Source organism: Microvirga antarctica (assembly GCF_017921815.1).
Classification (GTDB): Bacteria; Pseudomonadota; Alphaproteobacteria; order Rhizobiales; family Beijerinckiaceae; genus Microvirga; species Microvirga antarctica.
In genome coordinates this window covers 503,327-529,522 of record NZ_JAGEMM010000002.1, presented here as the reverse complement: position 1 = coordinate 529,522, position 26,196 = coordinate 503,327, and the positions used below count along the sequence as shown (strand labels likewise).

General features: G+C 63.3%; 24 protein-coding genes and 3 tRNA genes. 5 read left to right on the top strand and 22 right to left on the bottom strand.

The genetic code is table 11. The annotated features are described in order from the left end of the window. Positions 1-88: 88 nt before the first annotated feature. The 14 genes from J4G32_RS09860 to J4G32_RS09795 all read right to left on the bottom strand — a co-directional run bounded on the left by J4G32_RS09860 (position 89) and on the right by J4G32_RS09795 (position 11,727). Complete coding sequence (locus tag J4G32_RS09860) at positions 89-1,279, bottom strand: NADH-quinone oxidoreductase subunit D (RefSeq protein ID WP_210489071.1); 1,191 nt, start codon at positions 1,277-1,279, stop codon at positions 89-91. Positions 1,280-1,288: 9 nt separating this feature from the next. After that, positions 1,289-1,891, bottom strand: a complete 603-nt coding sequence (locus J4G32_RS09855) for an NADH-quinone oxidoreductase subunit C (protein WP_210489056.1) — start codon at positions 1,889-1,891, stop codon at positions 1,289-1,291. A gap of 14 nt (positions 1,892-1,905) precedes the next feature. Beyond that, positions 1,906-2,493, bottom strand: coding sequence for a NuoB/complex I 20 kDa subunit family protein (locus J4G32_RS09850; protein ID WP_425515506.1), 588 nt, complete (start codon positions 2,491-2,493; stop codon positions 1,906-1,908). After that, positions 2,484-2,849 (bottom strand): NADH-quinone oxidoreductase subunit A, encoded by a 366-nt coding sequence (locus J4G32_RS09845; protein ID WP_210489040.1) that lies wholly within the window; start codon positions 2,847-2,849, stop codon positions 2,484-2,486. Before J4G32_RS09845 ends, J4G32_RS09850 begins: the two co-directional genes overlap by 10 nt. A gap of 399 nt (positions 2,850-3,248) precedes the next feature. Next, on the bottom strand, positions 3,249-3,374 hold the full coding sequence (locus J4G32_RS09840) for a low affinity iron permease family protein (RefSeq protein ID WP_210489027.1): 126 nt from the start codon (positions 3,372-3,374) through the stop codon (positions 3,249-3,251). A gap of 187 nt (positions 3,375-3,561) precedes the next feature. Then, positions 3,562-3,638 (bottom strand) — tRNA-Asp (locus tag J4G32_RS09835). A gap of 155 nt (positions 3,639-3,793) precedes the next feature. Beyond that, positions 3,794-4,336 (bottom strand): hypothetical protein, encoded by a 543-nt coding sequence (locus J4G32_RS09830; protein WP_210489008.1) that lies wholly within the window; start codon positions 4,334-4,336, stop codon positions 3,794-3,796. 32 nt (positions 4,337-4,368) lie between these two features. Further along, positions 4,369-4,444: transfer RNA gene (locus J4G32_RS09825), tRNA-Val, on the bottom strand. 147 nt (positions 4,445-4,591) lie between these two features. Further along, entirely contained in the window at positions 4,592-4,870 is a 279-nt protein-coding gene (locus tag J4G32_RS09820; RefSeq protein WP_210489000.1) for an HU family DNA-binding protein, read from the bottom strand. Positions 4,871-5,061: 191 nt separating this feature from the next. After that, positions 5,062-7,491 carry an endopeptidase La gene (gene lon / locus J4G32_RS09815; RefSeq protein ID WP_210488987.1) on the bottom strand — a complete coding sequence of 810 codons (2,430 nt, stop codon included), beginning with the start codon at positions 7,489-7,491 and terminating at the stop codon, positions 5,062-5,064. 420 nt (positions 7,492-7,911) lie between these two features. Continuing rightward, entirely contained in the window at positions 7,912-9,180 is a 1,269-nt protein-coding gene (gene clpX / locus J4G32_RS09810) for an ATP-dependent Clp protease ATP-binding subunit ClpX (protein WP_210488970.1), read from the bottom strand. A gap of 228 nt (positions 9,181-9,408) precedes the next feature. After that, positions 9,409-10,041, bottom strand: a complete 633-nt coding sequence (locus J4G32_RS09805; RefSeq protein ID WP_210488963.1) for an ATP-dependent Clp protease proteolytic subunit — start codon at positions 10,039-10,041, stop codon at positions 9,409-9,411. Positions 10,042-10,120: 79 nt separating this feature from the next. Beyond that, a complete protein-coding gene (tig, locus tag J4G32_RS09800; RefSeq protein ID WP_210491336.1) occupies positions 10,121-11,533 on the bottom strand; it encodes a trigger factor in 1,413 nt (470 codons plus the stop codon). Positions 11,534-11,642: 109 nt separating this feature from the next. Continuing rightward, positions 11,643-11,727, bottom strand: a tRNA-Leu gene (locus J4G32_RS09795). 188 nt (positions 11,728-11,915) lie between these two features. Here J4G32_RS09795 and J4G32_RS09790 point away from each other — a divergent pair. Then, positions 11,916-13,262: a multicopper oxidase family protein gene (locus J4G32_RS09790; protein WP_210488956.1), complete on the top strand. Its 1,347-nt coding sequence runs from the start codon at positions 11,916-11,918 to the stop codon at positions 13,260-13,262. Here J4G32_RS09790 and J4G32_RS09785 read toward each other — a convergent pair. After that, entirely contained in the window at positions 13,255-14,739 is a 1,485-nt protein-coding gene (locus J4G32_RS09785) for an NAD(P)H-hydrate dehydratase (RefSeq protein ID WP_210488943.1), read from the bottom strand. The genes J4G32_RS09790 and J4G32_RS09785 overlap by 8 nt on opposite strands. A gap of 193 nt (positions 14,740-14,932) precedes the next feature. On the opposite strand from J4G32_RS09785, the gene J4G32_RS09780 reads away from it, so the two are divergent. Continuing rightward, complete coding sequence (locus J4G32_RS09780; protein WP_210488927.1) at positions 14,933-15,271, top strand: P-II family nitrogen regulator; 339 nt, start codon at positions 14,933-14,935, stop codon at positions 15,269-15,271. A 67-nt stretch (positions 15,272-15,338) separates the two neighbouring features. Beyond that, positions 15,339-16,748, top strand: a complete 1,410-nt coding sequence (glnA, locus tag J4G32_RS09775) for a type I glutamate--ammonia ligase (RefSeq protein ID WP_210488914.1) — start codon at positions 15,339-15,341, stop codon at positions 16,746-16,748. Between the two features lie 547 nt (positions 16,749-17,295). Here glnA and J4G32_RS09770 read toward each other — a convergent pair. Further along, on the bottom strand, positions 17,296-17,949 hold the full coding sequence (locus J4G32_RS09770; RefSeq protein ID WP_210488882.1) for an outer membrane protein: 654 nt from the start codon (positions 17,947-17,949) through the stop codon (positions 17,296-17,298). A gap of 97 nt (positions 17,950-18,046) precedes the next feature. Continuing rightward, the gene (locus J4G32_RS09765; protein ID WP_210488869.1) at positions 18,047-18,745 is read right to left on the bottom strand and encodes an alpha/beta fold hydrolase; all 699 of its coding nucleotides are present in this window, start codon (positions 18,743-18,745) and stop codon (positions 18,047-18,049) included. 163 nt (positions 18,746-18,908) lie between these two features. On the opposite strand from J4G32_RS09765, the gene J4G32_RS09760 reads away from it, so the two are divergent. Beyond that, complete coding sequence (locus J4G32_RS09760; RefSeq protein WP_210488849.1) at positions 18,909-20,513, top strand: DEAD/DEAH box helicase; 1,605 nt, start codon at positions 18,909-18,911, stop codon at positions 20,511-20,513. 37 nt (positions 20,514-20,550) lie between these two features. On the opposite strand, the gene J4G32_RS09755 is transcribed toward J4G32_RS09760, so the two are convergent. Beyond that, positions 20,551-20,946: a TfoX/Sxy family protein gene (locus J4G32_RS09755; RefSeq protein ID WP_210488832.1), complete on the bottom strand. Its 396-nt coding sequence runs from the start codon at positions 20,944-20,946 to the stop codon at positions 20,551-20,553. A gap of 2 nt (positions 20,947-20,948) precedes the next feature. Next, positions 20,949-21,329: a HesB/IscA family protein gene (locus J4G32_RS09750; RefSeq protein WP_210488804.1), complete on the bottom strand. Its 381-nt coding sequence runs from the start codon at positions 21,327-21,329 to the stop codon at positions 20,949-20,951. A 176-nt stretch (positions 21,330-21,505) separates the two neighbouring features. On the opposite strand from J4G32_RS09750, the gene ybaL reads away from it, so the two are divergent. After that, entirely contained in the window at positions 21,506-23,275 is a 1,770-nt protein-coding gene (gene ybaL / locus J4G32_RS09745; RefSeq protein ID WP_210488779.1) for a YbaL family putative K(+) efflux transporter, read from the top strand. Here ybaL and J4G32_RS09740 read toward each other — a convergent pair. The 3 genes from J4G32_RS09740 to J4G32_RS09730 all read right to left on the bottom strand — a co-directional run bounded on the left by J4G32_RS09740 (position 23,262) and on the right by J4G32_RS09730 (position 26,196). Beyond that, the gene (locus J4G32_RS09740; protein ID WP_210488747.1) at positions 23,262-24,518 is read right to left on the bottom strand and encodes an FAD-dependent oxidoreductase; all 1,257 of its coding nucleotides are present in this window, start codon (positions 24,516-24,518) and stop codon (positions 23,262-23,264) included. The two genes, ybaL and J4G32_RS09740, sit on opposite strands and share 14 nt — an antisense overlap. A 45-nt stretch (positions 24,519-24,563) precedes the next feature. Then, complete coding sequence (locus J4G32_RS09735) at positions 24,564-24,860, bottom strand: SUF system Fe-S cluster assembly protein (RefSeq protein ID WP_246504936.1); 297 nt, start codon at positions 24,858-24,860, stop codon at positions 24,564-24,566. Positions 24,861-24,957: 97 nt separating this feature from the next. Then, positions 24,958-26,196, bottom strand: a complete 1,239-nt coding sequence (locus tag J4G32_RS09730) for a cysteine desulfurase (protein ID WP_210488721.1) — start codon at positions 26,194-26,196, stop codon at positions 24,958-24,960.

Here is a 26,196-nt window from a genome sequence, read left to right as displayed (position 1 = left end):
GCCGGCTTGTGACCGGCCACCTGCGACTTGAACCTTGTCGCCCCATCGCTCCGAGGGGGCCTTCCCGGCAGCTGCCGGGTTAAATCAATCAGCGATCGACCTCGCCGAACACGATGTCGAGCGATCCGAGAATGCCCGCGACGTCGGCCAGCATGTGCCCGCGGCACATGAAGTCCATCGCCTGCAGATGCGCGAATCCCGGCGCGCGGATCTTGCAGCGGTAAGGCTTGTTGGTGCCGTCTGCCACGAGGTAGACGCCGAACTCCCCCTTGGGGGCTTCGACCGCCGCATAGACCTCGCCCGCCGGCACGTGAAAGCCCTCGGTGAAGAGCTTGAAGTGATGGATGAGCGCCTCCATCGAGCGCTTCATGTCCTTGCGCGAGGGCGGCGCGACCTTGCCGTCAAGCGTCGAGACAGGCCCTTGTCCGGCAGGCTCGCGCAGCTTGGCGACGCATTGCTTCATGATGCGCACGCTCTGGCGCATCTCTTCCATGCGGATGACCTGGCGATCGTAGTTGTCGCAGTTCTTGCCGACCGGAATGTCGAAATCCAGCTCTTCGTAGCATTCATAGGGCTGCGACTTGCGCAGATCCCACGCGGCGCCCGAGCCGCGCACCATGACGCCCGAAAAACCCCACTTCCAGCAATCCTCCAGCGACACCACGCCGATATCGACGTTGCGCTGCTTGAAGATGCGGTTGCCGATCACGAGCGTATCGAGATCGTCCACCACTTTCAGGAACGGATCGCAGAAGGCCTCGATATCGTCGATGAGCGCTGGCGGCAGGTCCATGCTGACGCCGCCTGGACGAATGTAGTTGGCGTGCATGCGCGACCCCGATGCGCGCTCGTAGAAGATCATCAGCTTCTCGCGCTCCTCGAATCCCCACAAGGGCGGGGTGAGCGCACCGACGTCCATGGCCTGGGTCGTCACGTTGAGAAGATGCGACAGCAGCCGGCCGATCTCGGAATACAAAACCCGGATCAGCTGCGCGCGACGGGGTACGGTGAGGCCAAGCAGCTTTTCCACCGCAAGGCAGAAGGCGTGTTCCTGATTCATCGGCGCGACATAGTCAAGCCGGTCGAAATAGGGGGTGGCCTGCGTATAGGTCTTGTATTCGATCAGCTTTTCGGTGCCGCGATGAAGAAGACCGATATGCGGATCGACCCGCTCGACGATCTCGCCGTCAAGCTCGAGCACCAGGCGCAGCACGCCGTGCGCTGCCGGATGCTGCGGTCCGAAATTGATCGAGAAGTTGCGGATGTTGTGTTCGGTCATGGCGGCCTCCTACCCCTTCGCCTTCTCGTCGCCCGGAAGCACATAATCGGTGCCCTCCCACGGCGACAGGAAGTCGAAGTTGCGGAACTCCTGGTTGAGCTTTACGGGCTCGTAGACGACGCGCCCCTGCCCTTCGTCGTAGCGAACCTCGACATAGCCGGTAAGCGGGAAGTCCTTGCGCAAGGGATAGCCCTCAAAACCGTAATCCGTGAGGATGCGGCGCAGGTCGGGATGGCCGGAAAACAGGATGCCGTATAGATCGTAGGCTTCACGCTCAAACCAGTTGGCGGCCGGAAACAGATCGATCACCGACGGAACCGGCGTCACCTCATCGGCCTCCACCTTCACGCGGATTCGGTGGTTCAGATGCGGGGACAGCAGGTGATAGACCACATCGAAACGCTGCTCGCGGCCCGGATAATCGGCGCCGCAGATATCGATGAACGAGATGAACCGGCAGCGCGGATCGTCGCGCAGGAACGCCAGAGTCCGCACGATGTCCTGCGACCGCACGACGATTGTCAACTCGTCGTAGGCAATGGCCTGTGCCGTGACGACATCGCCCAGCGACGCGCCCACATGATCGCTCAGAGCCTGGAGTTCAGCCTGCATGACCAGATCCTCGCTCAACGCTCGATGGTGCCGGTGCGGCGGATCTTCTTCTGCAGCAGGAGAACCCCGTAGAGAAGCGCCTCGGCCGTCGGCGGGCAGCCCGGCACGTAGATGTCGACGGGAACGATACGGTCGCAGCCGCGCACGACCGCATATGAGTAATGATAGTAGCCGCCGCCATTGGCGCAGGAGCCCATTGAGATCACGTAGCGCGGCTCCGGCATCTGGTCGTAGACCTTGCGGAGCGCGGGAGCCATCTTGTTGGTCAGGGTGCCGGCAACGATCATCACGTCCGATTGGCGCGGCGAGGCCCGGGGCGCAAAGCCGAAGCGCTCCACGTCGTAGCGCGGCATCGACATCTGCATCATCTCGACGGCGCAGCATGCGAGCCCGAACGTCATCCACATGAGCGAGCCCGTGCGCGCCCAGGTGACCAGATCCTCTGTCGAGGTGATCAGGAAGCCCTTGTCGGAAAGCTCGTCCTTGACGGACAGGAAATAGGGGTCAGAGGCGCCGATCGGCTGCCCGGTCGCCGGATCGAGAGCGCCGACGGGCTGCGGAGCGATCAGGGTGCCGGTGTGGGGGTTTGCGATCAATCCCATTCGAGGGCGCCCTTCTTCCATTCGTAGACAAAGCCCACCGTCAGAACACCCAGGAACATCATCATGGACAGGAAGCCGAACCACCCCAGGCCGCCGAACGTGATGGCCCAGGGGAACAGGAACGCGACTTCGAGGTCGAAGATGATGAACAGGATGGCCACGAGATAGAACCGCACGTCAAACTTCATGCGGGCATCGTCGAAGGCGTTGAACCCGCACTCGTAGGCGGACAGCTTCTCGACGTCGGGACGGCTATAGGCCACGATGAACGGAGCCACGAGCAACGCCAGCCCGATCACGAGCGAGACGCCGATAAAGATGACAAGAGGCAGGTAGTCGGCGAGAAGATTCGTCATGCGACACCTAACAAACCAAGGCAGGCAAAAAGCCTGAGGCAAACCATGAATTTAAGCCGCGACCGACTCTTTGGAAGGGCCTGCGACAATCCACGGATTGCGCGCGAGGCTTAGCTGAGATCCCCTTCCCTGACAAGTGTTTGCAGCGCAGCAAAAGAACCCTTCTAAACTAAGTGCCCGGGGTCCCGGGGGCCCCTTTCCTATCGTCGCCGGGGGTGGTTTTGCCCGGAACTTCACCGCCTTCGCACTCCACGTTGGACCCGGACTGCCTGAGGATCCTGTCGCGCTCTTCCCGAGACATGCGTTCAATCCCGACGAAAACCTCGCGGGACCGGCTTGCTCGGAGCCTTCGTCAAGCTTGGCCTGCATCGCCACACCGTCGCGATTTGGGTGTTCGGATCAGAAGACCATCAGGGAGGTGATGATGGTCGTGCCGATGTTCACGGTGAGCTGCCACAGATCCGTAGAGGCAAGGACCCACCCGCTCGCCGCCCTGACACGATGATCCCGGTTTGCCGGCAGCATGGGCAGCCCGCAGTGGAGAATCGGGTGAAATTGGCGGAGGCCCTTCAAGCTCAGCGGACATCGACGCTCAGCTTCGATGAGCAGGCGCAGTATTGAGCAGAGAAACTGAGAGGCCCGATCTGGCGTATCGAAAAGCACGCAACAGCAGCAGGGTCACGGTCTCATCAGGACGGCCTGACGGACGAAGTGGCGCGGGTGACGGGGCTCGAACCCGCGACCTCCGGCGTGACAGGCCGGCACTCTAACCAACTGAGCTACACCCGCGTAGGTGACCCGCCGAAGCGGTGTGGGGGCGGTATAAGGGGGGGTACTAACCGCTGTCAAGCGATCCCACACCTGCGGGTCCAAAAACATGGGTGGCGGCACCGATGCCTCGACCGGCGACGCTTCTGCGGGGTGCAAATACGCCTCGCGACACCTTAATCCGCGTTGAACTGGACGAAGGAAATCGACGGTGTGTGCGCCTTCGGCGGTGTCCAGAAACAGACCCAACTGTTGTAGGCGGCACTTGCCATGAAGCACACATGCGTGTCGGTTCTCGAGCGACCGCCCTGCCCCTGGAACTGGCCGTTGTTCCGTGTGCTGATATCGGCATCCCGATGAGGCTGAGCACAGCGGATGTCGGGGCGATTTTTGTTGGTGGCGAAGTCACTCAGGAAATCGCGTGTCCCGCCGCTCGCGTTGGAAAATGCGCGGGGCACATCCGACAGAACCCAGCCCCCCCGGTCGACGGCGACGACCGCCCGCAAGGCGCCGTCCCGCGCGAGGACGAGTCCCATTTGCTGCGCCCCGCGCGGGCTGCTCCGACACAGGGAGGAGTTCGCGACGAGACGGGAGCCTGGAAAGCTCGCCTCGAGCGTCGCGGCAAGCTTGGGCGGAAGCGATGCGTTCGCGGCGGCCGCGCGCAGTGCCGGACCGGACACCAGTAGAAATACTGCGAGGAATAAAACGCCTGCGCGCATGGACAAACCTCCTGGTCGCAGAGGCTTGGGCGTGGTGGGCGGTGACGGGCTCGAACCGCCGACCCTCTCGGTGTAAACGAGATGCTCTACCAACTGAGCTAACCGCCCATCAGGCACGTTCTGCGACTTTGTGCGAGCCGCGGAGGGACCTGAAGCGGTCCCGGAGATTGCCGTCTCGCCTCACATAAAAAGAGAAGGCCGACAACGCAAGCGCCGTCAGCCTTCTCAAGACGTAAAAGCCCGCGAAAAGCGCGCTTACTTGTTGTTGACGGCATCCTTCAAGCCCGCGCCCGCGCGGAACTTGGGGGTCTTCGACGCCGGAACCTTGACCTTTTCGCCGGTGCGCGGATTGCGCGCCTCGCCGGCGGCACGGTTCGTCACCACGAATGTGCCGAAGCCAACGATTTTCACCTCGTCGCCCTTCTTCAGAGCGCCGGTGATGGTCTCGATGGCGGCGTCGATCGCCTCACCGGCCTGGCCGCGAGACAGATTGACCTTCTCAGCGACAGCCGCAACGAGCTCGCCTTTGTTCATCCTGATGTCCTCCAGTGATCACGCGGGCAGCGTAACTTTGTGCCAACGTTTCAGGACGACTCGTGTGGCGCAAACGCCCACAGGGCGCAACCCCCGAAAGAACAGCCGCGGCCCGTTTTCCCTCCCACTTTGCCAAAAAAAGGCCCCCGAATCGACGATTCGGGGGCCAAAAACACTGACGTTGCGTCAGTTTAGTGTGCGATGACACCGCTCGTGTCATCTTCGGCCGCAGCCGGGTTCGGGTTGGCGCGAACCGGTGGCTCGTCCCACTCGATCGGCTCAGGCATCCGCACGAGGGCGTGCTGGAGGACCTGATCCATGCGCGAGACCGGAACGATCTCGAGCCCGTTCTTCACGCTGGCGGGAATGTCCACCAGGTCCTTGGCGTTCTCTTCGGGGATCAGCACCTTCTTGATGCCGCCCCTCAGGGCCGCCAGGAGCTTCTCCTTGAGACCGCCGATCGGCAGGACGCGTCCGCGCAGGGTGACCTCGCCCGTCATCGCGATATCCCGGCGGACCGGAATTCCCGTGATGACCGAGACGATGGCCGTGCCCATCGCGATGCCGGCCGAAGGACCATCCTTGGGCGTCGCACCTTCCGGCACGTGCACGTGGATATCCCGACGATCGAACATGGGCGGCTCGACGCCGAAATCGAGAGCCCGGGAACGGACGTAGGACGCCGCTGCAGAGATCGATTCCTTCATGACGTCCCGGAGGTTGCCGGTGACGGTCATCTTGCCCTTGCCCGGCATCATGATGCCTTCGATGGTCAGAAGCTCGCCGCCGACTTCCGTCCAGGCCAGACCCGTGACGGCGCCCACCATGTCCTCGGTTTCGACCTCGCCGTAGCGGAAGCGAGGCGGACCGAGGAACTCGGGCAGGTTTGCCGCCGTCACCGCGACAGACTTCACCTTGGAGATCAGGATCTCCTTGACGGCCTTGCGGTTCAGGTTGGCGATCTCACGCTCAAGGTTACGCACGCCCGCTTCGCGGGTGTAGCGACGGATGAGCAGGAGCAGACCTTCGTCGTCGATGGACCATTCCGACGGAGCCAGACCATGTTTCTTGGTGGCTGACGGAATGAGGTGCGTCCGTGCGATCTCGGCCTTCTCTTCCTCGGTGTAACCCGCGATGCGGATGACCTCCATACGGTCGAGAAGCGGTGCCGGGATGTTCAGCGTATTGGCGGTCGTCACGAACATCACGTTCGAGAGATCGTAGTCGACCTCAAGGTAATGGTCGTTGAACGCCTTGTTCTGCTCGGGGTCGAGAACCTCGAGCAACGCTGCCGACGGGTCGCCGCGGAAATCCATGCCCATCTTGTCGATCTCGTCGAGAAGGATCAGCGGGTTGGACGTCTTGGCCTTGCGCATCGACTGGATGATCTTGCCGGGCATCGAGCCGATATAGGTCCGACGGTGGCCCCGAATCTCGGATTCGTCACGCACGCCGCCAAGCGAGATGCGGATGAATTCGCGACCGGTTGCCTTCGCGATCGACTTTCCAAGCGACGTCTTGCCTACGCCCGGAGGTCCGACGAGGCAGAGGATCGGGCCGGTCAGCTTGTTGGCACGCTGCTGCACGGCAAGATACTCGACGATCCGCTCCTTGACCTTGTCGAGTCCGTAATGATCGGAATCGAGCAGGTTCTGGGCAGCCGTCAAATCCTTCTTCATCTTGGAACGGCGGTTCCACGGGATGCTGAGGATCCAGTCGAGATAGTTGCGCACGACCGTGGCCTCGGCAGACATCGGCGACATCTGGCGCAGCTTCTTCAGCTCGTTCTGGGCCTTTTCACGGGCCTCCTTCGTGAGCTTGGTCTTCTCGATCTTGTCCTCGAGCTCGGCCAACTCGTCACGACCTTCGTCGTCGCCGAGCTCCTTCTGGATCGCCTTCATCTGCTCGTTGAGATAGTACTCGCGCTGCGTCTTCTCCATCTGACGCTTCACGCGTGTCCTGATCCGCTTCTCGACCTGCAGAACGGAGATTTCACTCTCCATCAGGCCCAGAACCTTCTCCAGACGCTGCGCAACGGTCGGGATCTCGAGGATCGCCTGCTTGTCGGCAATCTTGATCGCGAGGTGCGACGCGATGGTATCGGCAAGCTTGGCCGGTTCGTCGAGCTGGGTCACGGCGGACACGACCTCGGGCGAAACCTTCTTGTTCAGCTTGACGTAATTCTCGAACTCCGAGACGACGGAGCGTGCGAGAGCCTCGGCCTCGATCTGGTCACCGACCTCGTCCGCGAGCGCTTCTGCCTCGGCTTCGTAATATTCATCGGTCCGGGTGTAGGCCTTCACCTGCGCGCGGCTCTGGCCCTCGACCAGCACCTTCACGGTGCCGTCCGGGAGTTTCAGGAGCTGCAACACGCTGGCGAGCGTTCCGACCTTGTAGATGGCGTCGGTGGCCGGATCGTCATCCGTCGCATCGATCTGGGTGGCCAGAAGAATGTGACGGTCCCCCTTGACCACTTCCTCAAGCGCGCGGATCGACTTCTCGCGGCCGACGAAGAGCGGCACGATCATATGCGGGAAGACGACGATGTCGCGCAGAGGCAGGACCGCGTAGGTCCCGGTCGAGCCCGGAATGACGGGCTGACGTGGCTTTGCTTGTGTCATGAAACGACATCCTTTCGACAGCGTCCACGAAGGGCCTCACCATGAGCACACTTGCGGACGAACAACCGGAACGCTCAAGCTCGTAATATGGGCTGCTTCCGGTACCCGGCACCACCCCTTGAATGATAAGCGGGCAATGACCGTGCGAGCATTGATGTGGAGAGGCAGGCACAATGTTTCAAGAAGTGAGACTGCCCCGTCGTGGTCAACTGCATAACCTCGAAATCGCGGAGCCTGTATGGGGGCCAGTCGGGCAACTTTCCCCGTCTCAGGCTCTTCCTTTTTATGGTCTGGATCACGCCTTTTGGCCATGGCCGCGGGCGGTTTCCGGTCCGCGGGCGGCGTCCTCTGTGAGGCCGTCCGCGCCGCGATCATCTTTTCGTGTCCCGCCCCGCGACCTACGCATGGCGGACCCTCACCTTACGCACTCACGCTCGCGGCCGGTTCGCCGCGATCGCCGTGGATAAAGAGCGGCTTGGCTTTCCCTTCAATCACCTCGGGGCCGATCACCACCTGCTCGACCGAATCGAGGCCTGGCAGGTCGTACATGGTCTCGAGGAGAATACCCTCCATGATGGAGCGCAGGCCCCGGGCGCCGGTCTTCCGGTCGATCGCCTTGCGGGCGATCATCGACAGGGCCTCGTCCTGGAAGGTCAGGTTGACGTTCTCCATCTCGAACAGGCGCTGATACTGCTTGACGAGCGCGTTCTTGGGCTCCTGCAGGATCTTCTTGAGGGCGTCCTCGTCGAGATCCTCGAGGGTCGCCAGGACCGGGAGACGGCCGACGAACTCTGGAATGAGGCCGAACTTCAACAGATCCTCAGGCTCGACGGAGCGGAAGATCTCGCCCGTCCGGCGATCGTCAGGGGCTTCCACCGAAGCCCCGAAGCCGATCGACGTCCCCTTGCCGCGGCTCGAGATGATCCGCTCGAGCCCCGAGAAGGCGCCGCCGCAGATGAACAGGATGTTGGTGGTATCGACCTGAAGAAATTCCTGCTGGGGATGCTTCCTTCCGCCCTGGGGCGGAACGGACGCGACCGTGCCTTCCATGATCTTCAGAAGGGCCTGCTGGACGCCCTCGCCCGACACGTCGCGGGTGATCGAGGGGTTGTCGGATTTGCGGGAAATCTTGTCGATCTCGTCGATGTAGACGATGCCGCGCTGGGCGCGCTCAACGTTGTAATCGGAAGCCTGCAACAGCTTGAGGATGATGTTTTCCACATCCTCGCCCACGTAGCCGGCCTCGGTGAGGGTCGTGGCATCCGCCATGGTGAACGGCACATCGAGGATGCGGGCGAGCGTCTGGGCCAGAAGGGTCTTGCCCGAGCCGGTCGGGCCAATCAGCAGGATATTGGACTTGGCCAGTTCCACGTCGTTGTGCTTGGTCGCGTGGGCGAGGCGCTTGTAATGGTTGTGGACCGCAACCGAGAGCACCTTCTTGGCGTGCTCCTGGCCGATCACGTAGTCGTCCAGAACGTGACTGATCTCCTTGGGCGTCGGAACGCCGTCGCGAGACTTCACGAGGGAGGATTTCGACTCCTCGCGAATGATGTCCATGCACAGCTCGACGCACTCATCACAGATGAAAACCGTCGGGCCGGCGATCAGTTTACGAACCTCGTGCTGGCTCTTGCCGCAAAAGGAGCAGTAAAGCGTGCTCTTGGAGTCGCTGCCGCCAGCTTTGGTCATTGTCACATCTCCAAATCGGAGCAGGTCCGGCGCACGCCGTCCTCCCACTCCTCTTAAGTTTAGGCGCGTCGGAACTAATGAAAGGTTCCGACGCTAAAAAAACAGTCGCTTAAATCCCTGGCTTCCCGAATCCTCATGCAAACACGCAAAACACTCGTGAGCAATAGGAACGGGCGAGCACGCTAAAAAGACGCACCGCTGAGGTTGCCAGGCTCAGCGCCACATGGCTTACACGGGTGGAGTTGCGCTTTCAGGACGCTTGGTAAGCACTTGATCGATAATACCAAATTCCTGGGCAGCCTCAGCCGTCATGAAGTTGTCCCGCTCGAGCGCCTGTTCGACCGAGGCGATGTCCCGGCCGGTGTGCTTCACGTAGATTTCATTGAGCCGGCGCTTCAGCGCTTCGCTCTCGCGGGCATGGATCATGATGTCGGTGACCTGCCCCTGGTACCCGCCCGACGGCTGATGGACCATGATTCGGGCATTCGACAGGGCAAAGCGCTGACCGGCCTCGCCGGCGCAGAGCAGCAGCGAGCCCATGGACGCGGCCTGTCCCACGCACAGGGTGGAAACCGGGCAGCGGATGAACTGCATGGTGTCGTAGATCGACAGGCCGGACGTCACGACGCCGCCGGGCGAATTGATATAGAAGGAGATTTCCTTCTTGGGATTGTCGGCCTCCAGGAACAGAAGCTGCGCCACAATCAACGATGCGGTGTAGTCTTCAACCGGTCCTGTCAGGAAGATAATCCGTTCCCGAAGGAGGCGCGAATAGATATCGAATGCGCGTTCGCCGCGATTCGACTGTTCGACGACCATCGGGACGAGGGTATTTGCGTAGAGGGCGACCGGGTCTCTCATCGTCTCACTGCTCCAAAGGACGACCGCGCATCGGCGCGGCCGTCAAGATGATGCAAGCGCGAGACGCTGAAAATCCGCGTTACTCGCTCTTGCTGGCTTTCTTCGCGCCCTTGCTCTTCGTCGACTTGGGCGCGGGCTTGGAGTCTGTCTCCTCGCCGTCCTCGTCGCCGAACAGGACCTCCTTGGAAACGGCCTCGTCGACCACCGTCACCTGGGACAGGATCTGATCGACCACCTTTTCCTCGAACAAGGGAGCCCGGATTTCGGCAAGGGCCTGCGGGTTCTTCTGATAGAAATCCCAGACCTGCTTTTCCTGACCCGGATACTGGCGAATCCGCTCGACGAGAGCCTGCGAGACCTCGTCGTCGGAAATCTTGATATCGGACTTCTCACCGATCTGCGCAAGGACCAAGCCGAGGCGGACCCGGCGCTCTGCGATCTTGCGGTAATCGGAGCGGGCGTCCTCCTCGGTGGTGTCTTCATCCGCGAAGGTGCGGTTGTTGGACTTCATGTCGCCTTCGACCTGCGCCCAGACAGCTGTGAATTCCTGCTCGACGAGGCTCGGGGGAAGCTCGAAGCTGTACTTGGCGTCCAGCGCGTCGAGGAGTTCCTTCTTCACCTTGCGGCGGGACTGGGCGTCGAAATCGCGCTGAACGGCGCCGCGCACGGCATCCTTCAGCTTGTCGAGCGATTCCATGCCGAAGCCCTTGGCCAGTTCGTCGTCGATCACGAGCTCGCCCGGCGCTTCCACGTCCTTCACGGTGACATCGAACTCAGCGGCCTTCCCGGCCAGATGAGGCGCAAGATAGTTCTCGGGGAAAGAGACTTTCACCAGCTTCGTATCGCCGGCCTTGACGCCGAGCAGCTGCTCTTCAAAGCCGGGAATGAAGGTGTTTGAGCCAAGCTCCACGCGAATGTCCTGGCCCGTGCCGCCTTCGAACTCGGTGCCGTCGATGCGACCGACGAAATCGACCACAACCCGGTCGCCGTCCTCAGCCTTGCCGGCCTTGGTTTCAAACGACCGGTTCTGCTTGGCCATCCGCTCAAGCGATTCGGTGACTTCCGAATCGGCCACTTCGAGGACGGGCTTCTTGACGGTGACGTCCTTGAGGTCGACCAGTTCGAACACCGGCAACACTTCCAGAGCGACCGTGAAAGCGAGATCGCCCTTGGCGTCCATCGCCTTCTCGATCTCGTCCTTGTCCTCTGGGAACTGGACCTGCGGCTCGAAAGCGAGCTTCAGGCTGTTGTCTTCGATGATCTTGCGGTTGGCTTCGTTTACGGCGTTCTGGACCACGTCCCCCATGACCGAGCGGCCATAGACGCGGCGCAGATGCCCAACCGGGACTTTGCCCGGCCGGAAGCCGTTGATCTTCACCCGGTCCTTGAGGTTCGCCAGCTCATCGTTGAGCCGCTTTTCCAGCTCCGTTGCCGGGAGTACGACCTTGAATTCCCGCTTCAAGCCCTGGGACAGAGTTTCCGTCACCTGCATGGTTCTAACCGCCTTCATTCTCGAAAAAATCTTTGTCCCAGGCCACGGCCGACGCAAGCTGCGCACGACCGGACCGACGGGCCCATCCGGAAACCAACCCTGACGGGATTGGTGCGGGCGGAGGGACTCGAACCCCCACGACTTTCGCCGCTGGTACCTAAAACCAGTGCGTCTACCAATTCCGCCACGCCCGCGCGGGAGGCGGCGCGCTGCACACGCGCCCCTCGTCCGGGACGGCGCTCTATAACACGCTCTGCAACGGGCGCATCAAAAAAGTTCGTGTTCACAATGGGCGGAAAGCCGGTCTGCCGCAACCGAACTTGGCCGGTCACGTTCAACCGTGTACCGGATAACACCACTTCGCAGCCGAGGCCTCTCCCGTATGATCACCCGACGCACCGCTACGGCAGGCCTCGCGAGCTCCCTCGCCTCCCTCTCCGGCAGGGCGAGCGCCCAATCTGCGCCATCCGTGCCACCTCGGTCGTCCGACGGGATCATGAGCGCGTTGAGGGCGGCCCCCGCCCCGACGCGCCTGAAGGAAGGATCTGTGGCAGCGGATCTCTGGCTGCTCGACGGCAAGCTTGCGCCTGCTTTCAGGATGGCCCACGGCTCCGAACTGCGCATGGCGCTCCGCAACGACACCGCCCTGCCCCTGTCCCTGCATCTCCATGGGGTCCGAGGCCCCAACGCCATGGATGGCGTCGGCGGCCTCACGCAGCAATCGATCCCTCCCGCCGGGACCTTTGAATACAAGCTCACGCCGCCCGATGCCGGCACCTATCTGATCCGGCCGTGCGTCATTGGCGGCAGCGCCCGTCCTCTCGAGCGGGGCCTGTCCGGTCTCCTGATCGTCGAGGAGAAAAATCCGCCGAAGGTCGATCGCGACGAGGCTTTGCTCATCGACGATTGGCGCCTCGAGGACGACGGGGCGCTGTCGCCGTTCGACGCCGACCCCATGGGCCGGCTCGGCAATGTGCTCAGCGTGAACGGTCGCAGCATCCCGCTGAAGATCGAGGCAAGGCCGGGGAGCCGCGTTCGCCTGAGGCTCGCCAACGGGTGCAACGCACGCATCATGCGCCTGCGATTCGACCGGCTGAAGCCCTATGTCATCGCCATCGACGGTCAGCCGACAGACACGTTCGAGCCGCTGAAATCATCCCTGCCCTTCGCCCCTGGAAACCGCTACGACGTGGTCGTGGACATGCCTGACGAGGCCGGGGCGAACGGGACCGTCACCGCTCTCATCGGCGAGGGCATCGCGCTGGTCGAGTTGGTCTGCATGGGCGAGCCCGTGGCGGCCCGCGAGTCCCTGACCCCCATCCCCACCAATCCCCGGCTGCCGGAGGCGATCAGGCTCCAGAACGCCTCCCGCAAGGACCTCGTCATCCGCTTCGGCGGCGAGGGCGCAAAAGTGCCCTGGACCATCAACGGGGCAGCGGGAGATGTGAAGGGCGCGGCTCTCAAGGTGAAGCGCGGGTCGCCCGTCGTCCTCGCGCTCAATAACCAGACCCCCGTCGTCCAGCCCTTTCACCTGCACGGCCACGCCTTCCGGCTGCTGCACGGCCTCGACGATGGCTGGGAACCCTACTTTCTCGACACCTTGCAGGTTCCGGAAAACCGCACCGTGCGCATTGCCTTCGTGGCCGACAATCCCGGCCGCTGGCTGCTGGCCTCAACCGTGATGGAGCGCTTCGATTCCGGGCTCTGGACCTGGATCGACGTCAGCTGAGAAGCCCCTGGAGAACCTGAGGAATAAGCTCCGGAAGGTCCTCGGAGATCAGTCCCGGACCGAACGCCGCTCCCGCTTCGGCGTGGATCCACACCCCCGCGGCGGCGGCCTCGAACGCGGGCAAACCCTGCGCCATCAACCCGGCGATGATACCGCCCAGGACATCGCCCGAGCCGGCCGTCGCCAGATACGGCGTCCCATTGACATTGACGGCCGCCCGCCCGTCCGGCGCGCCGATCGTCGTGTCCGCCCCCTTGAGCACGACGACGGCCCCGAGATACGAGGCCGCCCTTCGGACACGTTCGATTTTCGAAGGCGGATCAAGGATATCCGCATGGTCTTTGAACAACCGTTCGAATTCGCCGTCATGCGGGGTCAGGACGGCCGGCGACGAGCGAAACGCCTGATGCAGTTCCGACGCCAGGCCTTCGAAGGAGGTGAGCGCGTCGGCATCGAGCACCAGGCGCCGTCGGGCTTGGACCGCCACCGCGACCATGGCACGGGTCGCGGCCGTCACGCCAAGGGCTGGGCCCAGCACAAGCGCATTGAAGCGAGAATCGGCGAGGATCCCATGCAGTCCCTCGGCGCCGTCGCATCCACGCAGCATGACGGAGGTGAGCTGGGCTGCGATCACCCCGAGGGCTTCGGGCGGAGCGGCAATGGTCACGAGGCCAGCCCCAATCCTCAGCGCCGCCCGTGCGGCAAGCCTTGCCGCGCCCGTGCGGGTTGCTCCGCCCGAAGCCACGAGCACATGCCCGCGGTCGTATTTGTGCGAGGATGCTTCAGGCCGTGGGATGGCATCCTGCCAGAGAGCGGGAGCGTTGATGAAAGCCCGCGCCCCGGAGGCGGCAAGATCATCCGGCCCGACACCGATATCGGCGAGGGTCAATTGGCCCGGATAGGTTCGGCCCGGCATCAACACCTGGCCCGGTTTACGGGCCGCGAACGTGACCGTGCGGCTGGCCCGAACAGCGATCCCCCTCACCTGTCCGGTGCTGCCATCGATTCCGGACGGGAGATCGACCGCCAGAACCGGCGCGCCGCAGCCATTGACCGCCTCGACGGCGCGCCTTGCCGCGCCCTCAAGGTCACGGGACAGCCCGCCGCCGAACAACGCGTCGATGACAAGGTCAGCATCGAAGAACGAGAGGTCGGCGATCGGCAGGAAGCGGCCGTGCCATTCGGAGGCGACGATGGCGGCGTCCCCCACCAGAGCGGACGCTGAACCCAGCAGGCCGACCGAAACGTCATATCCCCGCTGGTACAGACGGGATGCGGCCACGAGGCCGTCGCCGCCGTTCTGGCCGGGTCCCACCAGAACGACGATCCGGGCGCCGGCGGAAACCATCGCTTCTGCCTCTTTGGCGACCGCTTCGCCCGCTGATCGCATGAGGATGACACCGGGCGTTCCGCGCCGGATGGCAGATGCATCGGCCAGATTCATCTCCCGGGGGGTCAAAAGGAGCTCCGGGGCCATCGAAAACGCTCTCATCGGGCCTCGCAGGAGGGGAAAAGGGGCCAATCGACCGGGAAATTCGCAGTTGCATAAACTTTAGCCACGACATGCCTCCCAAGGCAGCAGAACTTGCCAGAACGAAAACACGAGGCCGTGGAAGCGACCGATTTCTGGTGCTAAAAGCGGCAAATCCTCGAACTCAAGCGGTTGTCGGATGAAAAAGATCGAAGCCATCATCAAGCCCTTCAAGCTTGATGAAGTCAAAGAAGCCCTCCAGGAAGTCGGCCTGCAGGGAATTACCGTCATCGAGGCCAAGGGTTTCGGTCGTCAGAAGGGCCACACAGAGCTCTATCGCGGCGCCGAGTACGTCGTCGACTTCCTCCCGAAGGTGAAGCTCGAGATCGTGCTTCCCGACGACCTGGTTGACGCAGCCATCGATGCGATCCGCAAGGCGGCGCAGACCGGCCGGATCGGCGACGGCAAGATTTTCGTATCGACGGTCGAAGAAGCCGTCCGAATCAGAACTGGCGAGACCGGATCCGACGCGATCTGAGCTTGCTTTCCAAACCACGGCGATCAGCCGGGTATACACTCTAAGGGCAGAAGAGGACGACACGATCATGCAGACCGCCAAGGATGTGCTCAAGGCGATCAAGGATAACGACATCAAGTATGTCGATTTCCGTTTCACGGATCCGCGCGGCAAGTGGCAGCACGTGACCTTCGACATCGCGATTGTCGATGAGGAAGCGTTTGCCGACGGCGTGATGTTCGACGGTTCGTCGATCGCCGGCTGGAAGGCGATCAACGAATCCGACATGACACTCATGCCCGATCCGACGACCGCGCAATTCGACCCCTTCTTCTCCGCCTCGACCCTGTCGATCGTGTGCGACATTCTCGATCCGGCCACCGGCGAGCCCTATAACCGCGACCCGCGCGGCATCGCCAAGAAGGCCGAGGCCTATCTGAAGTCGACCGGCATCGGCGACACGATCTTCATCGGCCCGGAAGCCGAGTTCTTCGTGTTCGACGACGTGAAGTTCATGGCGTCGCCGTACAACACCGGCTTCAAGCTCGATTCGTCGGAACTTCCGACCAACGGCGACACCGATTATGAGGGCGGCAACCTCGGCCACCGCATTCCCACCAAGGGCGGTTACTTCCCCGTCCCGCCGCTCGATTCCGCACAGGACATGCGCGGCGAGATGCTCGCCGCCATGGCGTCCATGGGCGTCAAGGTCGAGAAGCACCATCACGAGGTGGCCTCGGCCCAGCACGAACTCGGCGTGAAGTTCGACACGCTCGTCCACATGGGCGACCAGATGCAGATCTATAAGTACTGCATCCACAACGTCGCGCAGTCCTACGGCAAGACCGCCACCTTCATGCCCAAGCCCGTCTTCGGCGACAACGGCTCGGGCATGCACGTGCACCAGTCGATCTGGAAGGGCGGCAAGCCGCTGTTCGCCGGCAACAAATATGCCGACCTCAGCCAGGAATGCCTGTGGTACATCGGCGGCATCATCAAGCACGCCAAGGCGCTGAACGCCTTCACCAATCCGTCGACGAACTCCTACAAGCGTCTCGTCCCGGGCTATGAGGCACCGGTGCTGCTGGCCTATTCGGCACGCAACCGTTCGGCCTCCTGCCGTATTCCGTGGACGACGTCGCCGAAGGCCAAGCGCGTCGAGGTTCGCTTCCCCGATCCCACAGCCAACCCCTATCTGGCTTTCGCCGCCATGCTGATGGCCGGTCTCGACGGCATCACCAACAAGATCGATCCGGGCGCTGCCATGGACAAGGATCTCTACGACCTGCCGCCGCGCGAGTTGAAGAAGATCCCGACCGTCTGCGGCTCGCTCCGCGAGGCGCTGGCCAGCCTCGACAAGGACCGCGCCTTCCTCAAGACCGGCGGCGTGTTCAGCGACGATTTCATCGACAGCTTCATCGAGCTGAAGATGACCGAAGTCGCCCGTTTCGAGATGACCCCGCACCCGGTCGAGTTCGAAATGTACTATTCCTGCTAAGCAGGCCGACATGCCACGTGCGGGCCTTAACCCCGCAGGCTTTCCTCAGCCGGGGCCCTCACGGGCTCCGGCTTTTTCGTGGCTGTCGTCGACGATCGCCATGGGGCGCTCCAAAGACGAGGGAGGCTCTTTCCCCAAACAAGGGAGCCTCGGTCAGCGAAAGCCGCTGTCGGGTGCCCCACCGCCGCGACGGCACGCGCCGGTCGCTGCCTCTCACCGACAGTCTGCTCGGCAAAAGCGGACGCGCCCCTGCGTCCCTGCGCTGGATCCTATGGCGCGGGTCGAGAGCATTCTCTCGACAAGCACAGGAGTGCGGCCCACGCGCGCCAGCGACGGATGCCCTTGCGCAGTGATCTCGGTCGGGTCGCGACGGGTTCGCAGCTTCTGCTTTGCATCCGACTTTGAGGACATGCGACGGCCGGAAGGATCGCCGCACGCGCCCAAGCGCCCGAGCGACTGAGCGACTGCGCGACTGAGCAGGCATTCCAGCAACAAAAAGGCCCGGGATCACCCCGGGCCTCTCTCGACGTCGCCGAAGCGACGGATCTTAGTAGGTGCTGAACTTGTAGTTCAGGCCGGCGCGCACGACGCCGAACTCGCGGTCGTTGTTGCGGCCTGCCAGCAGCGGACCATAGTAGCGGTCGTTGCTGTCGAGGTTCACGTAGAGGCCTTCCAGCTTCGCGGTCAGGTTGTTGGTGAAAGCGTATTCCACGCCGCCGCCTGCCGTCCAGCCGAAGTCGGAATCAGCGTAAGCGATACCGCCCGTGGCGTAGACCATAAACCGATCGAAGGCGACACCGACGCGAGCGCGGGTGGTGCCGAAGAACTCGTTGTCCGAGCCACGGCCAAAGTTCGCCTCGCCGATGTAGCGGCTGTTGTTGTTGCCGAGATCGGCGTACTGGATGTCCGTCTCGAGACCGATGACGAACTGGCCCATCTGGTAGTTGTAGCCGATCTGGCCGCCGCCGACGAAGCCGCCGTCGTTGTTGTTGCCGACGTTACCAAACACCGGGTCGATGTAGCTGTTGTTGTCGTTGGCCCAGCCGTAACCGGCGTTCACGCCGACGTAGAACCCGGTCCAGGTGAACATGGGAACTGCAGCGTCGACCATCGGAGCCCGGCGGCGCGACGGAAGGTCAGCCGCCGAAGCCGTGACCGACAGAGCAAGCAAGGCAACAGTGGAGAGAAGGATTTTTTTCATAGCGTTGATGGTCCTGATTCGTGAAACCCAATCACGCTATTACATCACTGCAACGTAATGTTCTGTCACTCTTGTGCAACACAGATGCAGTTTGACGTCAGGGCCGCTCCAGCCACAGGCGAAGGGCCGCGGTGACAGCCTCGGGCTCATCCAGGGCGGACAGGTGCCCCGCGCCCCGGACGACGAACAGGGAAGACCATTCGATCATCTCGGCCATTTCCCGCGCGGTCTCCACCGGCGTAATGGCGTCGCCCTCGCCCACCAGGACCAGCGTCGGGATCTCGATTTCCGACAAGGTCGGGCGCGAATCCGGCCGGCTCATGATCGCGCGCTGCTGTCGGATATAGGCAGCGGGGCCGGTTTCCCGCAGCATGTCGGCAACCACTTCCTTCAGGACCTCGTTGTCGCGGTGCCGGGCATGGACGAGCTTCGGCCAGGTATCGGCCAAGACGCCATCGAGATCGTCGGCTTCGGCCAGAGCGATCAATCTTTCGCGATTGTCACGGGCCTCGGCGGTGTCCGCGCCCGCGGTCGTATCGAGCAAGGCCAGCCGTTCGACACGCTCGGGTGCCTGGCGCATGATTTCCATGGCCACATAGCCCCCCATCGACAAGCCCGCGAGAGCAAAGCGGGCGGGCGCCCCTGCCAGGGCCCGCGCGGCGATTCCGGCAACCGTGTCGTCCTGGCGATGGTCCGCGACGGCAACGCTCATGAGTCCGCGGAAGGTTGCGATCTGGTGCTCGAAGAGCCGTTCTGTGTTGCCGAGACCGGGAATCAGGAGGAGCGTGTCAGCCATCGTCAAAATTTCCTTGGATTGACAAGCTGCTACCTTGTCCTATGGTCCGGCCGCACCTTTGCTTGAGCGGATCGCTCAGGTAGAACTCGTTTTGCGCCGGTTTGTTGCCGCCTCGAGCGGTCGGGATCGAAAGCGCCTCCAGACCCCATTGGTTATACCCCTCATGTCTTTCGCCGATCTCGGACTCAGCGAGAAAGTTCTACAGGCGGTCGCAGCCTCCGGTTACACGGAGCCGACTCCGATCCAGGCACAGGCCATTCCGCATGTGCTCAACCGCCGCGATGTCCTCGGCATTGCGCAGACCGGCACCGGCAAGACGGCGGCCTTCGTGCTGCCGATGCTGACCCGGCTTGAAAGCGGCCGGGCGCGGGCGCGCATGCCCCGCACTCTCATCCTGGAACCGACCCGCGAACTCGCCGCGCAGGTGCAGGAAAACTTCGACAAATACGGCATCAATCACAAACTCAACGTGGCCCTTCTCATCGGCGGCGTCTCCTTCGGCGACCAGGATGCCAAGATCGCCCGCGGCGTCGACGTGCTGATCGCCACGCCCGGCCGCCTGCTCGATCATATCGAGCGCGGAAAGCTGCTTCTCAGCGGCGTCGAGCTGCTGGTGATCGACGAAGCCGACCGGATGCTCGACATGGGCTTCATTCCCGACATCGAGCGCATCGTCAAAATGGTGCCGTTCACCCGCCAGACCCTGTTTTTCTCGGCCACGATGCCGCCGGAGATCCAGCGGCTCGCGGACGCGTTCCTGCACACACCCGTCAAGGTCGAGGTCGCTCGCGCCGCCTCGACGGCGGCCACGATCACGCAGCGGCTGGTCGCCACCGGCCGGGAGGACTTCGCCAAGCGCGAGACCCTCCGCGCCCTCATCAACGGTGCGACCGACCTGCAGAACGCCATCGTGTTCTGCAACCGCAAACGCGACGTGGCGGTCCTCCATCGTTCGCTTCTCAAGCACGGTTTCAACGTGGCGGCGCTCCATGGCGACATGGATCAGCGCTCGCGCACGGCAGCGCTTGACGATTTCCGCAGCGGGCTCGTTCCCCTGCTGGTCGCCAGCGACGTTGCAGCGCGCGGCCTGGATATCCCGGCCGTCAGCCACGTGTTCAACTACGACATCCCGCACCATGCCGAAGATTACGTCCATCGCATCGGTCGCACGGGACGTGCGGGCCGCGCAGGCGCTGCCTTCACGCTCGTGGCTCCGGGCGATGAGAAATCGCTCGCGGCGATCGAGAAGCTGATCACGGAGACCGTGGAATGGGACGGCCCGACCCTGGCCGACCGGCCGCCATCGGCGCCCTCCTCGGACCGACCCACCAAACGGCGGGTCCGCACCGGTTCGACTGATCGTGCCCGCGGCGGCCGACGCTCATCCGCAGAGGCCGAGGCGCCAACGGACCGTCCCGTCGAGGTCGTGGAGGATGCACCGCCCCGCGCCGAGCGCCCTGCCCGCACCCCGCGGCCACCTCGCTCGAATGACCGGCCACCTCGCTCAAGTGACCGGCCACCTGGCTCAAGTGACCGGCCTGTCGCAGAGGCCGAGGCTCCGCGTGCCGCACGGCCGCCCCGCGAGGAACGGCCCGCTCCGCGATCCGAGCCACGCACGGATCGACAGCACGAGCGGCCTGCGCGGTCGTCCGAGGACCGCTCCCGTCGCAATGATCACGATTCCGAGCCAGCGGTGCTAGGCCTCGGAGAACATGTGCCGGCCTTCCTGATGCGGTCGACCGCACCGAAGAAGCCGAAGGCCGAGTAGGTTTGGGCGGGCGCACGCAGCGCTGTGCCCGCACGGCCTAAGGATCTTTCTCCGACAGTGACTTCGTCTTCGCCGTCCTCGTTCTGGAGGGCGGCTTCGCCTTCGGGGCTGCCTTGGCCCTTGATCGTCGGGCCGCGCCCAGCGCCAAGGCGGCGAGGATTGCTGCCTCCTCGGGATCGTCGAGGGCGCTGTCAGGCATCAGCCAATAGCTTGTCGGCATGGGGTCGCCCGAGCGCCCTGTCACCATGAAGGGACGGGACCCGGAGGTCCGGAACCCTTCGATGGTCTCCTGATCGGTCTTGAGAAAAAGGCTCCCGCGGGCCTCGAGCGCAAACATCACCCCGTCCCGGTAGATCCCCTGTCCGCCGAACATCCGCCGGATTGCAACCTGCCCCAGATCTCGAAAAATCTCGCGGATCGCATCGGCGTCCATGGTCAATGCGCGGGCTGGAGCGCGTCCGGTGTCGCGGGCGTAATGGCGACCGATTCCCCGCATCCGCAGGCCGAGGTCTGGTTGGGGTTCCGAAACACAAATTGCGATGCGAGCTTGGTGGTTTCGAAATCCATTTCGGTGCCGAGAAGGAACAGAACCGCCTTGGGATCGACCAGAACGGTGACGCCCTTGTCTTCGACCACCTCGTCGCGGGGCTCCACCGCCTCCGCATAATCCATCGTGTACGACATGCCGGCGCAGCCGCCGTTCTTCACGCCGATGCGCACACCGACAATCGGCCGGTCGGCCTTGCCGATGATGTCCTTGACGCGGCTTGCCGCCGCGTCGGTCAAGGTGACCACCTTGAATCCCGCTAGTGTCATCGAGTCTCTCCTGACGACCGGGTTCAAGGCCCGGGCAGAACGAGGAATGTCTCCTACAGATAGGAGGTGGAAGTCCCAACGTCGAGATTTTTCCCCGAGAGGGTCGGGTTTTGGTTGACGATTCGGTGCCTTATCCAATCTAACGAAGCGGAACATTCAATCGAAAAGGAGAGCAGATGCCGCATCATACCCCACTGATTTCAACCATTGTGGTCGGTCTGGTCATGGCATTCGCTCTCGGTTCCCTGGCGCACCGCGTCAAGATATCCCCCCTCGTCGGCTACCTCGTGGCGGGGGTGCTCGTCGGGCCTTTCACGCCGGGTTACGTGGCAGACCAAGGGCTGGCGAACCAGCTTGCCGAAATCGGCGTCATCCTGCTGATGTTCGGCGTCGGGCTGCACTTTTCCCTCAAGGATCTCCTGGCCGTAAAGACCATCGCGATTCCAGGCGCGGTCGTGCAGATCGCCTTTGCGACAGTTCTGGGAATGGGCCTGTCCTGGATGCTTGGCTGGTCGATCGGGGCAGGCATCGTCTTCGGTCTTGCCTTGTCGGTCGCCAGTACGGTCGTCCTACTGCGCGCCCTTCAGGAGCGGCGGCTTGTGGAGACGGCTCGCGGCCATATCGCCGTGGGCTGGCTCATCGTCGAGGATCTGGCGATGGTGCTGGCGCTGGTCCTGCTGCCGGCCATCGCCAACGCGCTGAAGGATACCAACGCCGACCCGTGGATGCTGTGGGAATCGCTGGCGATCACTCTCGGCAAGGTGGCGGCCTTCGTGGCGATCATGCTGGTGGGCGGACGTCGGCTGATTCCCTGGCTTCTCCACTTCACGGCTCATACCGGATCGCGGGAACTCTTCAGGCTGTCCGTGCTCGCCATCGCTTTGGGCATCGCTTACGGGGCTGCCGTGTTGTTCGGCGTGTCGTTCGCGCTGGGAGCATTCTTCGCGGGCATGATTCTCAGCGAGTCGGAACTGAGCCAGCGCGCCGCCTCCGAAACGCTCCCGCTCCGGGACGCCTTTGCGGTGCTGTTCTTCGTGTCCGTCGGCATGCTGTTCGACCCGACGATCCTGATCCGCGATTTCGGCCCGGTGCTCGCGACCTTCCTGATCATCGTCGTCGGGAAATCGCTGGCGGCGCTTGCCATCGTGCGGCTGTTCGGCCACGGCAATGCCACCGCGCTGACGATTGCGGCGAGCCTCGCGCAGATTGGCGAATTTTCGTTCATTCTCGCGGGTTTGGGCGTCGATCTTGAGATTTTGCCCGAACGTGGCCGCGATCTCATTCTGGCAGGCGCGATCCTGTCCATCATCGTCAACCCGTTCCTGTTCACCTGGCTGGACCGCTGGACTGCCCGTGGCGAGGCGCGAAAGGCCGCCACCCTGGATGCCGTCGAGCCCATGGTGCCGGAGCCCGTCACGGCGCTCGTGACCACCGCGCTCACGGACCACGTGGTCCTTGTCGGCTACGGCCGGGTGGGCAAGTTCATCAGCGCGAAGCTGAAGGCCCGCGAGATTCCGTTTGTCGTCATCGAGAGCAACGAGGACAAGCTCGACCAGCTCAAGCAGGACGGCATCACGCCGATCATCGGAAATGCCGCCGATCCCGAGGTTGCGGCCGCCGGCAATATCGGGGCAGCCCGCTGCCTGCTGGTGGCCATCCCGGATTCGTTCGAGAGCGGTCAGGTCGTGGAGCAAGCGCGCGCGATCAACGCGGAACTCCCCATCATCGCCCGCGCCCATTCGGATGCCGAGCGCGAGCATCTGACCAAATATGGCGCAACGGCCATCATCATGGGCGAGCAGGAGATCGCCCGGGCGATGGTCAAGGGCATTCCCTGGGCCGACCCCGCGGCTCCGGTCCAGCACCCGCCCTCGCCTGGGCCGGACAATCCCCCGGTCTTCCCGGGACCGAGCGATCTTCCCGACCCCAAGCCTATGGCGGGGTGAAGGCGGGCGTCTCGATGTGTTCGGGCTGGAATCCCATCCCGACAATACGAGCGGGAATGCGCCGGAACAGCGGAATGCCAGCCAGAACACGCAGCAGCAGCGGGGCCGACAGGTTCCCTCTGCTCGCGAGCACTGGACTGATCAGGCGGTTTTGCATCATGACCTGAAAGGCCTGCGTGGTGCGGGTCGCCCAGTCGCGCCGGGCCTGAACCTTCGCCAAGAGCGCCATATCCGGCGCACCCTCGCGCAAGCGGGCGCTCAGAATATTGGCGGTCGCCACCGCATCCTGGATTGCCAGATTGATGCCGATCCCCCCGATCGGCGACATGGCATGCGCCGCGTCCCCGATGCAGAGCAGGCCGGGGCGCGCCCAGCGCACGAGGCGGTCCACCGTCACCGTCAAAAGCTTTACCTGATCCCAAGTCGCCAGCTCCTCGGCGCGGTTGCCGATGAACGGGGCAAGCTCCAAGATCCTTGCTCGGAACGCCGCAAGGCCGGCCGCGCGAAGATCGGCAAAGGTGCCTTTGGGGATCACGAAGGCGCATTGCCAATAGGTGTCGCGGTCGATCATCACCAGCATCTGGCCGGCACCGACCTTGCCGAGCAACTGGTCGGGATCGCCGGCCTGGCGAGAGAGCCGCATCCACAGCACATCCATGGGAGCGCCGATGTCGGTGACGACCAGCCCCGCCTTGTCGCGCACGACAGAGCGGCGCCCATCGGCACCAACCACGAGATCGGCCGCGACTTCCACGACGCCCTTCGGCGTGTTGACGCGCACTCCGGACACCGCTCCGTCCCCCGTGAGCAGGCCGGTACATTCGGCTTCCATCCAGAGCCGGAAATTTGGGTATTGGCGCGCGTGGTCGGCGAGGAAGTCGAGGAAATCCCACTGCGGCATGAGGGCCACGAACTTGCAGCGGGTCGGCAGGTGCGAGAAGTCGCCCAGGACCATCGGCGTGCCGCCAACCGTCAGGCTGACGGTCTGGGCCTCCTGATGCGGACGGGTGAGGAATTCGTCCAGGATGCCGAGTTCATGGAGGACCTCGAGCGTCGAGGGGTGGATCGTATCGCCGCGGAAATCCCGGAGGAAGTCGACATGTTTCTCGAGCACCAGGACCTCGACGCCGGCACGCGCGAGCAGCAGCCCGAGCATCATGCCTGCCGGCCCGCCGCCGACGATGCAGCAACGCGTTTTGTCCGTGGTGGTCACTGCCGCCAAAGCGGGAAGATCAGCCGTCATCGCAAGCCCCTCAGCGGGGCGTTTAAGCCTCCGATGGAGGCGAGATTACCACATGTCCAGGGCGACGCGCGCTTCATCCGACATCCGGCTCTGGTCCCACGGCGGATCGAACACCATGCTGACGGTCACGCTCTGGACCCCCGGCACCGCCGCAACGGCGTTCTCGACCCAACCGGGCATCTCGCCCGCCACGGGGCAGCCCGGCGCCGTGAGCGTCATGTCGATGGCCACGTTGCGGTCGTCGTCGATATCGACGCGGTAAATCAGGCCGAGTTCGTAGATGTCAGAGGGAATTTCCGGATCGTAGACGGTCTTCAGGGACGCGATGATGTCATCGGTCATCCGGTCCAATTCCTCCGGCGGTATGCCGGAAGTTTGGGAAACCTGAGGCGCGTTCGGCGCAGTCTCGACGGGGGTGTGGTCGTTCACAGGTCAATCCTCACGAGAACAAGGCCTCGGCCTTTTGCAGGGCCTCCGCCAGTTTATCGACTTCCGCCCGGGTGTTGTAGAGCCCAAATGAGGCGCGACAGGTGGAGGTGACGCCGAAACGCTCGAGCAGCGGCATCGCGCAATGGGTTCCGGCGCGGACCGCCACGCCCTGCCGGTCGATGACGGTCGCGACATCGTGGGCGTGGGCTCCCGCCATTTCGAACGCGATGATAGCGCCCTTACCCTTGGCCTTGCCGATGATCCGAATCGAATTCATCGCGCCGAGACGCTCGTGCGCGTAGTCCGACAGCGCAGCTTCATGAGCCCGAATCCGGTCGCGGCCAAGGGCCATCATGTAGCGCAAGGCCGCGCCAAGGCCGACGGCCTCGATGATGGCCGGCGTGCCGGCCTCGAAACGATGGGGCGGGTCATTATAGGTGATGGAATCGGTGCGGACCTCGCGGATCATCTCGCCACCGCCCTGATAGGGCGGCATCTGCGACAGCAGCTCCATCTTGCCATAGAGGACGCCGATGCCCGTGGGCCCATAGACCTTGTGGCCTGTCAGGACATAGAAATCCGCATCGAGATCGCGCACGTCCACGTCGAGATGCACGGCACCCTGCGCGCCGTCCACCAGCACGGGAACGCCATGGGCGTGGGCGATGCGGATGATGTCCTTGATCGGCGTCACGGTGCCCAGCACATTGGACATGTGGGTGATCGCCACGATCTTGGTGCGGGGGGAGATCAGTTTCTCGAATTCGTCGAGGAGAAAGTTGCCGTCGTCATCGACCGGCGCCCACTTGATCACCGCGCCCTTCCGCTCGCGCAGGAAATGCCACGGCACGATGTTGGAATGGTGCTCCATGATGGACAGGATGATCTCGTCACCCTCTCCGATCGCCATCCGGCCGAAGGAATCGGCCACGAGGTTGTAGGCCTCGGTCGCGGATTTCGTGAACACGATCTCGTCCACCGAGCCCGCGTTGAGGAATTCCCGGACGGTCTCGCGCGCCTGCTCGAAGGATTCGGTTGCGGCATTCGCCATGAAATGCAGCCCGCGATGCACGTTCGAGTAGCCGGTCTCCATGACGGTCGCCATCGCGTCGATCACCGCGCGGGGCTTCTGGGCCGAGGCGGCGTTGTCGAGGTAGACGAGAGGTTTGCCGTAGACCTGTTGGGCCAAAATGGGAAATTCAGCCCGAACAGCCTCGATATCATAAGGCGCGACGAGGGGTGCGTTCAT

Excerpts from the sequence above, each read along its gene's own strand:
- J4G32_RS09790 (WP_210488956.1), top strand. The coding sequence starts at position 11,916 with ATGATCACCCGACGCACCGCTACGGCAGGCCTCGCGAGCTCCCTCGCC.
- J4G32_RS09850 (WP_425515506.1), bottom strand. The coding sequence starts at position 2,493 with ATGGGATTGATCGCAAACCCCCACACCGGCACCCTGATCGCTCCGCAG.
- J4G32_RS09750 (WP_210488804.1), bottom strand. The coding sequence starts at position 21,329 with ATGACACTAGCGGGATTCAAGGTGGTCACCTTGACCGACGCGGCGGCA.
- J4G32_RS09765 (WP_210488869.1), bottom strand. The coding sequence starts at position 18,745 with ATGGCTGACACGCTCCTCCTGATTCCCGGTCTCGGCAACACAGAACGG.
- J4G32_RS09740 (WP_210488747.1), bottom strand. The coding sequence starts at position 24,518 with ATGACGGCTGATCTTCCCGCTTTGGCGGCAGTGACCACCACGGACAAA.
- J4G32_RS09780 (WP_210488927.1), top strand. The coding sequence starts at position 14,933 with ATGAAAAAGATCGAAGCCATCATCAAGCCCTTCAAGCTTGATGAAGTC.
- clpX (WP_210488970.1), bottom strand. The coding sequence starts at position 9,180 with ATGACCAAAGCTGGCGGCAGCGACTCCAAGAGCACGCTTTACTGCTCC.
- J4G32_RS09770 (WP_210488882.1), bottom strand. The coding sequence starts at position 17,949 with ATGAAAAAAATCCTTCTCTCCACTGTTGCCTTGCTTGCTCTGTCGGTC.
- J4G32_RS09830 (WP_210489008.1), bottom strand. The coding sequence starts at position 4,336 with ATGCGCGCAGGCGTTTTATTCCTCGCAGTATTTCTACTGGTGTCCGGT.
- J4G32_RS09855 (WP_210489056.1), bottom strand. The coding sequence starts at position 1,891 with ATGCAGGCTGAACTCCAGGCTCTGAGCGATCATGTGGGCGCGTCGCTG.
- lon (WP_210488987.1), bottom strand. The coding sequence starts at position 7,491 with ATGACACAAGCAAAGCCACGTCAGCCCGTCATTCCGGGCTCGACCGGG.
- glnA (WP_210488914.1), top strand. The coding sequence starts at position 15,339 with ATGCAGACCGCCAAGGATGTGCTCAAGGCGATCAAGGATAACGACATC.
- tig (WP_210491336.1), bottom strand. The coding sequence starts at position 11,533 with ATGCAGGTGACGGAAACTCTGTCCCAGGGCTTGAAGCGGGAATTCAAG.
- J4G32_RS09820 (WP_210489000.1), bottom strand. The coding sequence starts at position 4,870 with ATGAACAAAGGCGAGCTCGTTGCGGCTGTCGCTGAGAAGGTCAATCTG.
- J4G32_RS09760 (WP_210488849.1), top strand. The coding sequence starts at position 18,909 with ATGTCTTTCGCCGATCTCGGACTCAGCGAGAAAGTTCTACAGGCGGTC.
- J4G32_RS09755 (WP_210488832.1), bottom strand. The coding sequence starts at position 20,946 with ATGGACGCCGATGCGATCCGCGAGATTTTTCGAGATCTGGGGCAGGTT.
- J4G32_RS09805 (WP_210488963.1), bottom strand. The coding sequence starts at position 10,041 with ATGAGAGACCCGGTCGCCCTCTACGCAAATACCCTCGTCCCGATGGTC.
- J4G32_RS09785 (WP_210488943.1), bottom strand. The coding sequence starts at position 14,739 with ATGGCCCCGGAGCTCCTTTTGACCCCCCGGGAGATGAATCTGGCCGAT.
- J4G32_RS09840 (WP_210489027.1), bottom strand. The coding sequence starts at position 3,374 with ATGCTGCCGGCAAACCGGGATCATCGTGTCAGGGCGGCGAGCGGGTGG.
- ybaL (WP_210488779.1), top strand. The coding sequence starts at position 21,506 with ATGCCGCATCATACCCCACTGATTTCAACCATTGTGGTCGGTCTGGTC.
- J4G32_RS09730 (WP_210488721.1), bottom strand. The coding sequence starts at position 26,196 with ATGAACGCACCCCTCGTCGCGCCTTATGATATCGAGGCTGTTCGGGCT.
- J4G32_RS09735 (WP_246504936.1), bottom strand. The coding sequence starts at position 24,860 with ATGACCGATGACATCATCGCGTCCCTGAAGACCGTCTACGATCCGGAA.
- J4G32_RS09860 (WP_210489071.1), bottom strand. The coding sequence starts at position 1,279 with ATGACCGAACACAACATCCGCAACTTCTCGATCAATTTCGGACCGCAG.
- J4G32_RS09845 (WP_210489040.1), bottom strand. The coding sequence starts at position 2,849 with ATGACGAATCTTCTCGCCGACTACCTGCCTCTTGTCATCTTTATCGGC.